The organism is Streptosporangium sp. NPDC001681 (assembly GCF_040298085.1).
GTDB lineage: Bacteria > Actinomycetota > Actinomycetes > Streptosporangiales > Streptosporangiaceae > Streptosporangium.
The window spans coordinates 22,624-34,839 of record NZ_JBEOZN010000013.1; the positions used below are offsets into that span (position 1 = coordinate 22,624).

Annotated in this window: 16 protein-coding genes; 10 read left to right on the forward strand and 6 right to left on the reverse strand. The window is 64.9% G+C overall.

Going from position 1 to position 12,216, the window contains the following annotated elements; all coding sequences use genetic code 11:
* Positions 1–3 precede the first annotated feature (3 nt).
* The 6 genes from ABT130_RS08625 to ABT130_RS08650 all read left to right on the forward strand — a co-directional run bounded on the left by ABT130_RS08625 (position 4) and on the right by ABT130_RS08650 (position 4,766).
* Positions 4–597 carry a hypothetical protein gene (locus tag ABT130_RS08625; protein ID WP_350953969.1) on the forward strand — a complete coding sequence of 198 codons (594 nt, stop codon included), beginning with the start codon at positions 4–6 and terminating at the stop codon, positions 595–597.
* Between the two features lie 456 nt (positions 598–1,053).
* Positions 1,054–1,899, forward strand: a complete 846-nt coding sequence (locus ABT130_RS08630) for a collagen-like domain-containing protein (RefSeq protein WP_350953971.1) — start codon at positions 1,054–1,056, stop codon at positions 1,897–1,899.
* 57 nt (positions 1,900–1,956) lie between these two features.
* Complete coding sequence (locus ABT130_RS08635) at positions 1,957–2,754, forward strand: hypothetical protein (RefSeq protein ID WP_350953973.1); 798 nt, start codon at positions 1,957–1,959, stop codon at positions 2,752–2,754.
* Positions 2,755–2,828: 74 nt separating this feature from the next.
* On the forward strand, positions 2,829–3,554 hold the full coding sequence (locus tag ABT130_RS08640; protein ID WP_350953975.1) for a hypothetical protein: 726 nt from the start codon (positions 2,829–2,831) through the stop codon (positions 3,552–3,554).
* 248 nt (positions 3,555–3,802) lie between these two features.
* Complete coding sequence (locus ABT130_RS08645; RefSeq protein WP_350953977.1) at positions 3,803–4,411, forward strand: hypothetical protein; 609 nt, start codon at positions 3,803–3,805, stop codon at positions 4,409–4,411.
* 232 nt (positions 4,412–4,643) lie between these two features.
* The gene (locus tag ABT130_RS08650) at positions 4,644–4,766 is read left to right on the forward strand and encodes a hypothetical protein (protein WP_350953979.1); all 123 of its coding nucleotides are present in this window, start codon (positions 4,644–4,646) and stop codon (positions 4,764–4,766) included.
* Here ABT130_RS08650 and ABT130_RS08655 read toward each other — a convergent pair.
* A complete protein-coding gene (locus ABT130_RS08655; RefSeq protein ID WP_350953981.1) occupies positions 4,763–5,320 on the reverse strand; it encodes a hypothetical protein in 558 nt (185 codons plus the stop codon). The genes ABT130_RS08650 and ABT130_RS08655 overlap by 4 nt on opposite strands.
* Positions 5,321–5,472: 152 nt before the next feature.
* Between ABT130_RS08655 and ABT130_RS08660 the strand changes: the two genes are divergently transcribed.
* The 3 genes from ABT130_RS08660 to ABT130_RS08670 all read left to right on the forward strand — a co-directional run bounded on the left by ABT130_RS08660 (position 5,473) and on the right by ABT130_RS08670 (position 8,279).
* A complete protein-coding gene (locus ABT130_RS08660; RefSeq protein ID WP_350953983.1) occupies positions 5,473–6,522 on the forward strand; it encodes a tyrosine-type recombinase/integrase in 1,050 nt (349 codons plus the stop codon).
* The gene (locus ABT130_RS08665) at positions 6,519–7,283 is read left to right on the forward strand and encodes an endonuclease domain-containing protein (RefSeq protein ID WP_350953985.1); all 765 of its coding nucleotides are present in this window, start codon (positions 6,519–6,521) and stop codon (positions 7,281–7,283) included. The genes ABT130_RS08660 and ABT130_RS08665 overlap by 4 nt, the downstream gene beginning before the upstream one ends.
* Positions 7,284–7,493: 210 nt before the next feature.
* The gene (locus tag ABT130_RS08670; protein WP_350953987.1) at positions 7,494–8,279 is read left to right on the forward strand and encodes a DNA adenine methylase; all 786 of its coding nucleotides are present in this window, start codon (positions 7,494–7,496) and stop codon (positions 8,277–8,279) included.
* On the opposite strand, the gene ABT130_RS08675 is transcribed toward ABT130_RS08670, so the two are convergent.
* The 5 genes from ABT130_RS08675 to ABT130_RS08695 all read right to left on the reverse strand — a co-directional run bounded on the left by ABT130_RS08675 (position 8,269) and on the right by ABT130_RS08695 (position 11,342).
* Positions 8,269–8,787 carry a hypothetical protein gene (locus ABT130_RS08675; RefSeq protein ID WP_350953989.1) on the reverse strand — a complete coding sequence of 173 codons (519 nt, stop codon included), beginning with the start codon at positions 8,785–8,787 and terminating at the stop codon, positions 8,269–8,271. The two genes, ABT130_RS08670 and ABT130_RS08675, sit on opposite strands and share 11 nt — an antisense overlap.
* Positions 8,784–9,149: a PadR family transcriptional regulator gene (locus tag ABT130_RS08680; RefSeq protein WP_350953990.1), complete on the reverse strand. Its 366-nt coding sequence runs from the start codon at positions 9,147–9,149 to the stop codon at positions 8,784–8,786. The genes ABT130_RS08675 and ABT130_RS08680 overlap by 4 nt, the downstream gene beginning before the upstream one ends.
* A gap of 222 nt (positions 9,150–9,371) precedes the next feature.
* Positions 9,372–10,310: a hypothetical protein gene (locus ABT130_RS08685; protein WP_350953992.1), complete on the reverse strand. Its 939-nt coding sequence runs from the start codon at positions 10,308–10,310 to the stop codon at positions 9,372–9,374.
* A gap of 73 nt (positions 10,311–10,383) precedes the next feature.
* Positions 10,384–11,025, reverse strand: coding sequence for a hypothetical protein (locus ABT130_RS08690; protein WP_350953994.1), 642 nt, complete (start codon positions 11,023–11,025; stop codon positions 10,384–10,386).
* Positions 11,022–11,342 (reverse strand): PadR family transcriptional regulator, encoded by a 321-nt coding sequence (locus ABT130_RS08695; protein WP_350953996.1) that lies wholly within the window; start codon positions 11,340–11,342, stop codon positions 11,022–11,024. Before ABT130_RS08695 ends, ABT130_RS08690 begins: the two co-directional genes overlap by 4 nt.
* A gap of 88 nt (positions 11,343–11,430) precedes the next feature.
* Between ABT130_RS08695 and ABT130_RS08700 the strand changes: the two genes are divergently transcribed.
* Entirely contained in the window at positions 11,431–12,159 is a 729-nt protein-coding gene (locus ABT130_RS08700) for a ParB N-terminal domain-containing protein (protein WP_350953998.1), read from the forward strand.
* Positions 12,160–12,216: the final 57 nt, after the last annotated feature.

The following is a 12,216-nucleotide window of genomic DNA, read 5'->3' on the forward strand; positions in this document are numbered from 1 at the left end:
ACCATGACCACCGCCACCTACTGCAACTGCGACTACGAAGAAGCGGCCATCGGCCCCTGCCCCACACACCACGCCGACGACTACCAGGCCTGGCTCACCGAACGCGCCCCCCGCCTCGCTGCCGCTGAAGCCGCCGACGACCCCTTCCTCAAGCAGCTCGGCGATAACCTGCCGTATGCCGAGGACATTCCTGAGTTCACGCCTCTTCGCAGCACACTTTCCGAACCTGCCCGGGAGCTGTTCGATCGCGACTGGGAGAACGGCCTCATCGAGCCTTGGCCCGACTCATGGGAACTCGCACTCAAGATCCGCGACGAATGGCCAACCCTCGTCCTGCCCCAAGAACGCGACGCCGCTCGCCTTGACCTCGCCAAGTACGTCAGCCTCGACGACTACCCCTTCGGAGCCGAAGAGACCAGCGGGCACGAGAACGACCCCTACGACGGCGGTATCAGCCGAACACCGGAGCAGCTCCTTGAAGAAGCCGACCAGCTGGCCGAACTCGCTCGACGCGCCACCCAGCTCGAGAAGCTGCTTCGCGACCACGCCGCTGGCGGCACCACACGAGCCGACCAGATGAGCACCGAAACGGCGTAAGATCACGCCACCCCACCACGGAAACCCGTCAGCGAACCCCGAGGGCCCCCTCGTCGCTGACGGGTTTTTGGCGTTCCGGACGCATCAGAACGCGTCTGACGCACACGACGCAGACCAACGCACCACACGGAACGCTCTCAGAGCGTCACCGAGAGACGAACAGGGCATGTCTGGTACGAGGAGTACCCTGCATGATCCAAAGCACTTAGAAGCGATCACAGAGCTTTGGTGAGGAAACGAGAGAGGGGAGACTGCCAGGCTGCTCGCTTGCCGCGAAAGTGGCCGGAAGTGTGCCAACGCACAACGTGTGGAACAGTGCGTTTTATCGAATGTGTGTGCGAATTGATCGGCTGGCGGGGCAGGAATCCCCAGGTCAGAGAGTCGTACTGTAACCGTTATAAAGCTGGCGTAGAACCGTTATCGAATTTCCGGGGCTGTGACCATAGCGTCCTCCCCATGAACACACAGACGAGAGCGACGATCACGGCAGGCGCTACCGGCGCCCTGCTCGCGTTCGCCGCACTCCAGACACCGCTAGGCGCGATCATCGCGACCGACCCCGTTCGTTCCCTGCTGGCCGAGCCCGGACCGCAGGGACCACAGGGGGACCCCGGACCCGCCGGACCCCAGGGACCCGCTGGACCTCAGGGACCGATGGGACCCCAGGGACCCGCAGGCCCGACCCCGGACCCGTCCGCCCTTCCCCAGGGACCGCAGGGACCCGCCGGACCTCAGGGACCGCAGGGACCCGCCGGACCCGCCGGAAACGACGGCATGGCCGGACCCACGGGACCCGCCGGACCCACGGGAGCCACCGGACCGACCGGCCCCACGGGCAAGCCCGGACCGACCGGAGCCACCGGCAAGACCGGCCCCACCGGACCGCGCGGACTCACCGGACCGCGCGGGCTCTCGGGTAACGGGACCGGTAAGAGCGAGCCCGGACCCACCGGACCGCGCGGACCCGCCGGACCCGCCGGACCCATCGGCCCTACCGGACCGCAGGGGCCCGCCGGACCCACGCCCGAACCGTCCTCTACCTACCGGGACCGGGTCAGCATCACCCCGGACCCGACCACGGACGACGGCACGGAGGACGGCACTACCGCCCTTGACGCTGACACCGTCGCGGACACCACGCCCTACCTGCCTTATGCACTTGGCGGCGTAGCCCTCCTGGTCGGCATCGCCGGGATGGGCATTGCGGCCAAGCGGCGCAAGGCTCAGCACGTCAGTAGCGGTTCCGCTACTGACGACGCGACCGGCGACGAGCCGACCGCAGTTCTCCACACCGACCGCTAGACCCCAACCGCCCCGGCGCACCGTGCGCCGGGGCACCACCCGAAAGGAACGCCTGACATGGCGAACACCGCCCGCAACAAAGCCGCCAAGGCCGTTGACGTCGAGACCGTCGAGACCGTCGAGCCGACCGACGCGACCCCCGACGCGCCGACCGTCGAGCCCGACGCGACCGAGCCGACCGTCGAGGACGTCGAGACCGAGACCGCCGCCATCCACGCGGCCCGCATGGAAGCCCTTCTCACCACCCTGTCGGAGGCAGTGAAGGGTCACGTCATCGGCAACAGTTCCCCCCTTGCGCTCGCACTGCGCGCCGCAGTGCAGGGCGCCCGCCCGGATGTCCCCCAGTGGCAGGGAGGCATCTTGGACGGGGTCGTTCCGTTCGAGGCGACCGAGACGAGCGACAAGGAAGGCAACGTCAAGCGTGGCGGCAAGTACGCCGTTCCGCCCCGCCTCAAGGCCATGCAGCACCGAGAGGCCGGACTCGCCTACCTGGGGTTGAAGCCCACCGACACTCTCGCGATGTGGGAGCCGTCAGACAGTGAGCTGATGTCCCTCTTGGCGGAGACCAACAAGACGGAGGCCGCCATCAAGCGCGCCACCGCCAGGGACAGCGCGACCAAGAAGGCCCGTGAGGACGCGGCCAAGGCCGCAACCAAGAGCGCCGTTGACGTGGTGCGCGGCATGGAGCGCGCGGGCATGTCCGGCGAGATCATCGACACCCCGGTTAGGGCCGTCATCGCGGAGGCTCTCGCGTCCGGCGTGATCACGCTGGACATGGTGAACACCGCCCTTGAGGCCGGAAAGCTGACGTTCCGCCTCACCGTCCCCACCACCACCGACACCCCCGCCAACTAGTCCCCAGGGTGCCCGTGCGAGCCACGCACGGGCACCCGCCCCCGCAGCCACCACCACGCCACGGAAGGCAGATCATGACCATCAACCCGCTTTTGGCCCAGGCCGAGGACGCCGCAGAGAAGGCCCGCGCCGCATGGGTTGCGTTCCGCACCCATGACGACGTCTGCACCTCGTGCAGCATCGCGACCCCGTGTGACCGCCGCATGGACCTCCTGACGGAGGCAGTGAACGCGACCAGGGGAAGCGCCGACGCCCTACGCGCCTACGCCCCGCCGGGAACCTACGTCCGGTACACCGGCAACCGTCAGAGCAAGAAAGGCGGTTGGATCATCGGCGGGGTCTGCCGATGCTGCGACGCCCGCGCGTACATCCTGACCAGGCCGAACAAGAACAAGCTCTCATGCGTCAAGCCGCGCGAGATCAGCCTGTCAGCCATCGTGGACCCGGAAGGGTTCGCCGTCCTGGTGAGGACCGCCGCCGGAGAGATCGGGCACGTCCTCACGGTGCTTGAGTCGCCCATGGAGATCATGGTCAACACCCAGGAGAGCGGACACGTCACGGTCGCGTACGCGAGTCGCGCCATGTCTCAGGCCCGAAGCAACGCCGTCCGGAGCAAGTACTCCAACTACACGGCCAACAGCGAGCGAGCGTCCTACGTGCTGGCCACGCTGGAAGCCCTAGAGCACCTTGCCACCTACGCGCGACAGGGAGCCGACGAGGCCATTGCCCGCCTCACGCACGCGGCGCGCGTGACGCGTGACCGCCTCGCAGCGAAGGCGACGCGACCGCCAGGCGCGTAACCCGCACGTGAGCGCCGGTAGCGGTTCCGCTACCGGCGCTTTCGCGCGCCCCGCCCCCTCCGTGCCGACAGGGGGCCGGGGGTGCCTCCGTCTTGGTTCTCGACGAAAGTAAATGATCTTGTAGTGTGTGGGGTCTTCGGTTCCCTCGGGAGGTGTGCGTGTCGGTTGCGTGTGTGGGTCCGTGTAATGCCAGGTCACGCGAGGTGTGGGGGAAGTTTCTGGCTGCGCGTGAGCGTCACGCGGATGCGGTGGATGCGTGGGTGTTGGGCGGTGAGGTGGGGGAGTGCCCGCCGGAGCCGGTGACGCCTGCGGTGGTGTGGCTGCCGGGGGATCCGCTGGTGTGTGGGCTCTGCCGGGCGTCGACGCGGTCGGCTTTGCTGGAGGTGGACGTGCTGGCGTCGAAGGCGGCGAGGGAGGTGGATGGTCATCGGCCGCCGACGAAGTGGTCGCGCGTGTCGGGGTCGAGGCCGAAGCCTGCGGTGTCGCCGGTGGCGGAGCTGCTGGACGATCTGGTGGGGGATTTGCTGCGGTTCGAGGATGGGCATCGCCGCGCGGTGAGGTGGCCGGCCCGATCGGCGTTGGGCCGGGGCGCTGATGTGCGGTCGCGGTCGGTGTCGTATCTGGTGGATCACCTGGAGGGGGTGCTCGCCCACGCCGAGCTGGTGGGTTTGGTCGATGTGGCGTTGGGCTGGTTGCGGCGGCTGAGTGAGGAGCCTGGGTGGTCGCCGGCGCGGTGCCGGTGCGGTGAGCGGGTGCTGAACTGGGACGCCCAGGTGGGGTTCTTCGTGTGTTCGGCGTGCGGCCGCCATGTGTCGCAGGTGGAGGAGCGGGGCCTGGTCGCGGACGAAGCCGGGTAGCGGTTCCGCTACCGGCTTGCGGCTGGTCAGCGGCTGTGTAACACTTCGGCTCGACGGAGAGACGTGTGCCCTCAAGCTGTTTGCTTGGGGGCTTTTCTGTTGTCCGGGGGTGATTGTGTCCCCTGTGACGGCAGCTATGGCGGCGGCGCGGCTGGGCCGGTCTGTGGTGACGATTCGTCAGTGGGCTCGCCGGTATGACGTTCGCCGGTTCGATGCTCGGGTGGAGCGCGCCGTGGTGTACGACTTCGCGGATCTCGCGACGATCGAGGGCTGCATCTGGCGGGGCGATCCGGTGCCGGTCACGCCGGAGGGGCGCGACGAGCTCCGCGCGGAGCTCGCGGCCGCGGCGGCTTAGCTGATGCTGTTGACCCAGATGCCGATGGGGATGGACGCCAGAGCAGACGCAGCGAAGCCAAGGGCGAAGAACATCCACTGCTGACGCCGCTCGGCGCGGATGGTCTCCTTGGTCTCGCTGACGAGGATCTGCCGGATCTTCTCGGCTTGCTCCTGGTCGATTGCGAGAAGCTGCTGCTGCCGTTCGGCCTCGGCGACCAGTGCCTCGCGTGCGGTCTCTTGCGCTTCGAGGCTGCGCCGGAGCTCGTCCATAAGAGCGGCCGCTTCGGTGAACGCCGAGTTGACGCGCTGAATTCGGCGCCGGAGTAGTTCGATGGGGTCTTCCGCCGCCTCCTTGACGCGCTGGTCTGCAACTCGCGCTATCCAGAAGTACAGGAGCAGCAATCCCAGCATGAGGCCCGCCATGGTGGCAATACCTGGGAACTGCCTGAGCTGTTCCGGTGACCAGCCGGACATGAGAACCCCAGCCACGACGAACAGCACGATGCCGGTGGTGACGATCGATGCCATCGACTGGGTGATGCTGGCCATCGTGAGCTTGTTTCGGAGCTTCATTCCCACATTGCATCGCGTTCGGCTTGTTCTCCAGCGGCGAGTGATCGAATTGGAATCGGGCGTTCAGCGCCTCGAATCGCGTTCGGTTTGGTCACGCGTTCATGATCGTTAAAGATACATGACAATGTCTCTTATCATGTATTGTCGCTTACGTGACCCCTCAAGATCATCAAATCCCCTCAGGGGCCGATCTCGCCCCCGCGACGGGCCCTCTCCTCCGAGGAACGCCGCCCGCGCGCACCCCGCACGAACTCGCCGACCTGATGCGCAGCAACGGCATGACCATCAAGGCGCTCGAAGCGACCGGTGCGTGGCTGTCGAGTGAGAAGCGCACCTCTGAGACGACGAAGCGCGGCTACATCCAAGACCTCGGGTGGTGGATCACCTACCTCCAAGGCCGCGGCCTCCACCCGGCCGACGTTGCTCCATCCGAGGCCGACCTGTACAGCTCGGCGCTCCGTGAATGCGGCCTGGCCGCATCGACCCGCTCACGACGACTGGCCGCCACCTCGTCCTGGTACGACTACCTCGTCCGGGCCGGCCAGGCCGCCCGCAACCCGTTCACCAAGATGGACCGGCCGAAGACCTCCGACGCGTCCAAGACGCGCGGCCTGTCGAAGAACGAGCTGGACCGGATACTCGCCCACGCCCACGACTACGAGACGCCTCGGACGTACGCGCTGCTGTGCATGCTCGTGGTGACCGCGTGCCGGGTCGGCGGTGTCATCGGAGCCCAGTGCTCCGCTCTCGGGTACGACCGTGGCCACCGGGTGATCGACCTCCCGGTGAAGGGCGGCGGTGAGGAGAACACGAAGCGGTTCATCATCCCGCCGTACGCCTCCGTCGCTCTCGACTGCTACCTCGAAGTGCGCGGCGTCGACGACGGTCCGCTGTTTCGCACCGACACCGGAAAGCCTATGGATCAGCCGTCCATCTTCCGCCTGCTACGTCGCATCGCGGTCAAGGCCGGAGTTCCGCACGGCGACTCGATCTCTCCGCACTCGCTGCGGCACTCGATCGCCACGCACCTGCTGGAGAAACACCCGCTGCACGTCGTGCAGGACCTCCTCGGCCACGCCGACCCTCGCACCACCCGCCGCTACGACCGGGCCCGCGATGCGCTCGATCGGTCACCGGCCTACGAGCTGGGCCAGGAGTTCGCCCGCGGCGAGGCGGCGCACACGCGCGAGGTGACCCAGTGACGAACTGGCGCGAGGTGCCGGTGCCCGACCGTGCGCGGGAGAAGACCGAGCGGAGCTTGCGCGGGCAGCCGACTACGCATCGCTGCGGCCGACCGAAGAAGGTCACGGCAGAGCCGTGCCGGGCGTTGGTGCCGTTCTACCGTCCGGCCTGCCTGGCCCACCTGACTGTCGAGGAGCGGGCGGAGTCCGCGCGGCTCGACGCGGTGGACGCCGAGCAGGAAGCCGCGATGGAGCTGTGGCGGGATGCACGCGAACCAGCCTGCTGGGGTTGGCCGCTTCGGCTGGGGCCGCTGGAAAACGACAAGCCGACAACCGCGCTGACCTACTGGCAGGACGGTCGGTGCGGAGTCTGCGGCGGACGTGATGGTGAGAAGGTCTGGGATCACGACCACGCGACCGACCTGGTTCGGGGCCTGCTGTGCGTGAGCTGCAACCTGCAGGAGCCGGGTGGCGGTGGGCTGTTCCAGCGGTACCGTGAGCGTCCACCGACGAAGATCCTCGGCTTGGAGATCGAGCACTTCGGACGTCCTTCGCTGGGCGCGCCCAGGTCAGAGCTACGACTGGAGGATGACCCGTCGCAGCTCATCGCGTCGGCTACTGAACCGGGAGGCCCTGTGGCTGCTGCTACGCATGCTTGGAGCCATCACTGTGGGGCGATCAACCTGGGGTCGTGGAAGCGCGACGCCGTGTGTAGTGGCTGCCGGTTCTCCGTGGAGGGCGCCGACGACGTGCAGCAGTTCAAGCTGACCCGAGTCTGGTAGGTCGGGGACGGAATCAGACGTTCCTCGCGTACGGTCGGTTTCCGGACAGGGACGCGCGTGCGTGCGCGTCCCTGTAGTCGTTTCTGACAGGCAATCAGGGACACGCGCGTAGACGCGATCACTCAGAAGATGATCAGCCTAGAAACGATCTCAGAGCGTTTCCCCTGGTTGCCGACATACCGACAAAACCGAATACGGAGGCCCCTCGCCGTGGTGCTACGCCCACCGTTCTCCTACTACGGCGCCAAGGGCCGCCTCGCCCCGTTCATCGTGTCCCTCCTGCCCGCCCACGAGGTCTACTGCGAGCCCTTCGCCGGATCCGCCGCCGTGTTCTTCGCGAAGACCCCAGCGAAGATCGAAACGCTGAACGACCTCAACGGCGACCTCGTCACCTTCATGCGGATGCTCCGCGACCAGCCGAAGGCGCTGCAGCGCGCCATCCAGTTCACCCCCTACGCCCGCACCGAGCACGCCGCCGCGAAGCTCGGCGACACCACGGCCTCCGACCTCGAACGCGCCCGCCGCTGGTGGATCCAGTGCAGCCAGTCGCGATCCGGGGAAGCCGGGGCGTCCTGGCGGCGGCCGACGTCGCGGACCAGGGTCAACAACCCCGCCGGTTCCAAGCGGGCCGGCCAGGCTCTGCGCTGGCACGCCGCTCGCCTGCGGGACGCGTTCATCGAGCAGGTCGACGCCTTCGAGCTCATCGGCCGCATGGACTCGCCCGAAACCACGTTCTACCTGGACCCGCCGTACCTGCGGTCCACCCGCAACACGTTCGGCTCCGGCCACTACGTCAAGGAGATGGACGAGGCGCCCGAGCACCGCCGCCTCCTCGACCTCATCACCCGGTGCCGGGGCGGCATCGTCCTGTCCGGCTACCGCTCGCCCCTGTATGACGAGGCCCTGGCCGGATGGCGCCGCATCGACTACCGGGTGAGGCAGTCCGCCTCCGACGCCCGAGTCCACGCTGTCGAGTCTCTGTGGATCAACCGTTGAAGCGTCGGTTTACGCGCCCGGGGAGTTGTAGCAGGTTATCCGCAGGGGTGACATGCGTGAAGATGTGGTCAACCGGTCCAAGGTCCACGCCGACAGATAGTTGTGTCGAGACTACGAGGATTTCCCTCCGTTCCTTGATCGTGCATTCGGTAGCTGACCCCTGGCTGCTGAGGTAAACGAGCGTTACCGCTTTGTTCGGCGTGCCATTCGTTGGTTCGTTGCCTGTTACATGGAGATAAAGCCGCGCGAGGAGCATGGTCCGCTGCGTTCGAACAGCTGTTGCTCCGCAGGCGAATGCCAATGCCGTGACCAGCTTGAACAACTTCCCGGGCCTAGTGTCGATCAATGCGGCGTGTTCCTCGACGCGAATATCAGCTCGATCCGACTTGCCGTAGCGTAGGCGCGCTGACCAGATGACGACCTTTCGGGCCGCCCAGGGGGAGAGGTCACAGCACTCGTTCACTAAGAGGCCACCGCCGATGGCGAAGATGATTTCCCCTACGGTCACCGGTTACCGCCGACCAGCAGGGCACGTATCCAGTCGAGCTGGAGGAATCCGAAAGCGGGCTTGGCCTTGAACGTTGCCGGACGCCGTTCCGCGAGCAGCGCACGCGCTGCGGGAACACCCGCCCCGCTCAGCCGGTAGAGGCGACGGCGCGGCCGGTTCTCCTCAGGGGAGACCTCTTCCCACTCGCCGCTGATCATGCAGGCGTCTTCGAGTCGGTCGAGCACGTTGTAGACGGTCGGGCCGGAGCGCTTGACCTCTTTCATGATCGCCCAGCCGTGAATCGTAGTGCCCTCCTGGTGGGCGCGGAGCAGCACCTCTAGGACATCCAGCGTCGGCTGGGTGACGCGTTTGATCTCTGCCATGCTCTTATCTTACCTACTCAAGATAAGAGCTGTGTGCATCCTGCCGTTGGCATGTCTGGGCCATGAGCAGCTGCTGGTCGCAACACACGCCTCGCTGGCGGGACGGCTCGAACCTCGCGGGACCGATGGACAACGAACGCCTACGCGGCCATCGCCGCCAAGATGTCGACGATACGCTCCCGGTACGGCTACTGTCCGAAGGCTGGGAACTGACCTTCTGCGCTATTCGTCCTCGGACCGACTCCGACTCTCGACCGTCACGTTCCAGCGCTTCCGCAGCCACTCCACTCCCGAGTGGAAACCCACGAGAGTCGGTACCGCGAAGAACGCTGACCCCGGGCCCTGTTGCAGGACCACGTCGAACAGAGCCGTGATCGTCACGAAGCCGATCAGTCCCCACGTCCGCGCCTGCGAAGCCAGCACCCAACACACTGCCTGGTGCAACACCTCAAATCGGCGATGACCTGGAGCATGCAACTCACAGCGCAATTGCCATACGCGGCCCAATTGCTGAATTGCGTACAGCACCTGCATAGATGGGGTAGCTTTCTTTGCAGCCAAGTCCCACAACTCGGCGCGCAACTCTTCAATGTAGCGTCTTCGATGTGCTACGGGAAGTGCCCGCATTGTAAGATCGACCAATTTTTGTGCCAGCGGTGCAACAGTCACACGAGTGGGCGCCTCGATCGAGCTAGTTGTGCGTGCTTGGTTAATTCGCTCAACTTCCCAAAGAACGGCGAGTTTCAAATCAAGAGTACTGACGATCTCTCCGACAATATCGCTGGCGCTGCTTAGGGTGTCGATGAGGGCATGGACATAAGCACGGTCAAAATTAAGTTGTTTGGCGAGATCGCGAGGCCCCCGCAGAGCGTAATGAAGGTCATGGGCGAGGTCGAGGGTGCTGACGAAGTCGAGGTTGCTGATGAGGTCGAGAGTCTTGGCTCGGTCTATGGCGTAGCGGATATGATTGGCGAATTCAAGGCAGAGATCAAGGGCGTGAGAGTGCATATGGGTTAAGTCGACGCCGACGTCAAGGATGATGCTGGAATCGAGAACAAAGGCTTGGTCGAGGTCGTGGGCACGATTAATAGTGTCATCAATCGCGTATTTGAGGTCGGTGGCGCAACCGAGTACACGTTCAAGGAGTTGTTCCTCGCTCATACGCCACCGCTGACAGGTCCGCGACACAGTCCGATCGGTCTGGTTAAACTAACGCTAGGTAAGAAATCCATTTTCATGCCCTCGCTTTGTGCTGGGCGGGTTTCCGCAATTCGACACGAAGCTCCCAGACTCGGGTGAACTGCCGCACCGCGTACATGAATTGACCCCACTTTGAGACATCATCTGCTGCCAACTCCCATAGCTCACCGCGCAATTCCTCTATATAGCGGTTCCGATGTCGCAAGGGGAGCACCCGCGTGAGCAAGATAACCAGACGCCCCGCTGGCTTAGACACCGAGATCCGCTTGGAAGCGATCTCGGTGGATTTTAATACCCGCACCCTTTTTTCATTAAGCCGCTCCGCAAGCACTCTGGCCACTAAATGCACCATGCGGCAAGCTTCAAAGAAATCTCGCTTTTCCGGTTTATCAGCTAACGAATCGGCCCGGTTGAAGTGATTTAGCAAATCAGATGCTAGTTCGCGTTCCGTAGCCCTGAACGTCGCATCCTTGGTGATGCGAAAAGAAATTTGAAGATCGAGGCCATCGATTAATTCACAGATTCTAGTAACGGTTTCTCGGGTCTCTATAGCGGCTAAAGCAAGCTCACTAGACTCCTTTTCGTTGAATTTGTCGGCGATCAGTAAAGCGCCTCGTATGCAAATATCAATTTTTGAACTTTTTTTAAACGAAAACTGAAAACAAGGCTTTCTCACACCTCACCGCCAGCTAGCCGCCGCCGCTGTAGCCCCATAAGGCTGGTCACCTTGGTGTGGGCCTGAGCGAGGGCGATGCGGGCTTGTTCGGCGCCATCCGAAGCGAACCGGTAGTAGCGGCGACGAGGTCGCCCTTGATCATGGGGATCTCCTTCTTCCCAACGTGATTCCAACCAGCCAATGCCCTCCATGCGGGCCAAAATCGGATGGATAGTGCCGCTGGCTAGTCCAGCGACAGCGCAGATCTCCAGGCCGTACATTTCGCGGGTGGGATCTTCGAGCATGGCGCGCAGGACGAGCTGCGTGGGCAGCGTCATGCGGGGACTCGGTTGCCTCTCCATGCTCTAACTCTACCAAGCCCCTAGGTAGAGAACGACTTAATTCGAAAATTCCGCAGGAGATGCCGTGCCTGGCCTCGTTGTTGAGCAGACGTACCGCATAGTCGAGGTGGACCACCTCGTCCCGCACCCAGAAAACCCACACCACGGCGACACGCAAGTCATCGCCGAATCAGTCAAAGCGAACGGCTTTTACGGGGCGCCCCTCATCCAGCGCAGCACGATGCGGATCCTCGCTGGGCACCACCGGATCATCGCGGCCCGAGAGCAGGGCCTGGCCGAGGTTCCCGCACTTCTCCTAGACGTGGACGATGAGGCGGCCGTGAGGATCATGCTGGCCGACAACCGCACAGCGGAGTTCGGCGGCTACGACGATCAGGTGCTCGCCGACCTCCTGCAGAGCTTGCCCGACCTCGACGGCACCGGCTGGTCCGACGACGACCTGACCGAACTGCTCGACGACCTCGGCGGCGTCGAGGTCGTCGACGACCAGCCTGCGGCCCCTCGCACCCCGCCTGTCTCCGAACCGGGAAGCGCGAGCAGCAGCCAGCCGAGCTCGCCACCCCCCGACGAGGAAGACGACCTCGAGGAAGAGGAAGACGAAGACGACGGCGGCCAGGTGGACACCTCCCCGGCGCCTCGTCCGAAGGCGGGCACCACTGCGGACCTGATCCTCACCGTGACGGCCGCCGAACACGACGAACTAACCGACCTCCTCGGGAAGGTCCGGGCCCGCGACGGCGAGGCCACGACCACGCAGATCATCATCGCGGCACTACGCGCCCATGCCGCCTGACGCACGAAGGGCGGCATCCCCTCATGGTTGTCAGCAAGTCTCGGCAAGTCGAGATCT

What these genes read in the sequence shown, in the direction of transcription:
- ABT130_RS08625 (WP_350953969.1), top strand. Translation starts at nt 4, where the DNA reads ATGACCACCGCCACCTACTGCAACTGCGACTACGAAGAAGCGGCCATC.
- ABT130_RS08630 (WP_350953971.1), top strand. Translation starts at nt 1,054, where the DNA reads ATGAACACACAGACGAGAGCGACGATCACGGCAGGCGCTACCGGCGCC.
- ABT130_RS08635 (WP_350953973.1), top strand. Translation starts at nt 1,957, where the DNA reads ATGGCGAACACCGCCCGCAACAAAGCCGCCAAGGCCGTTGACGTCGAG.
- ABT130_RS08640 (WP_350953975.1), top strand. Translation starts at nt 2,829, where the DNA reads ATGACCATCAACCCGCTTTTGGCCCAGGCCGAGGACGCCGCAGAGAAG.
- ABT130_RS08655 (WP_350953981.1), bottom strand. Translation starts at nt 5,320, where the DNA reads ATGAAGCTCCGAAACAAGCTCACGATGGCCAGCATCACCCAGTCGATG.
- ABT130_RS08680 (WP_350953990.1), bottom strand. Translation starts at nt 9,149, where the DNA reads ATGGCAGAGATCAAACGCGTCACCCAGCCGACGCTGGATGTCCTAGAG.
- ABT130_RS08685 (WP_350953992.1), bottom strand. Translation starts at nt 10,310, where the DNA reads ATGAGCGAGGAACAACTCCTTGAACGTGTACTCGGTTGCGCCACCGAC.
- ABT130_RS08695 (WP_350953996.1), bottom strand. Translation starts at nt 11,342, where the DNA reads ATGACGCTGCCCACGCAGCTCGTCCTGCGCGCCATGCTCGAAGATCCC.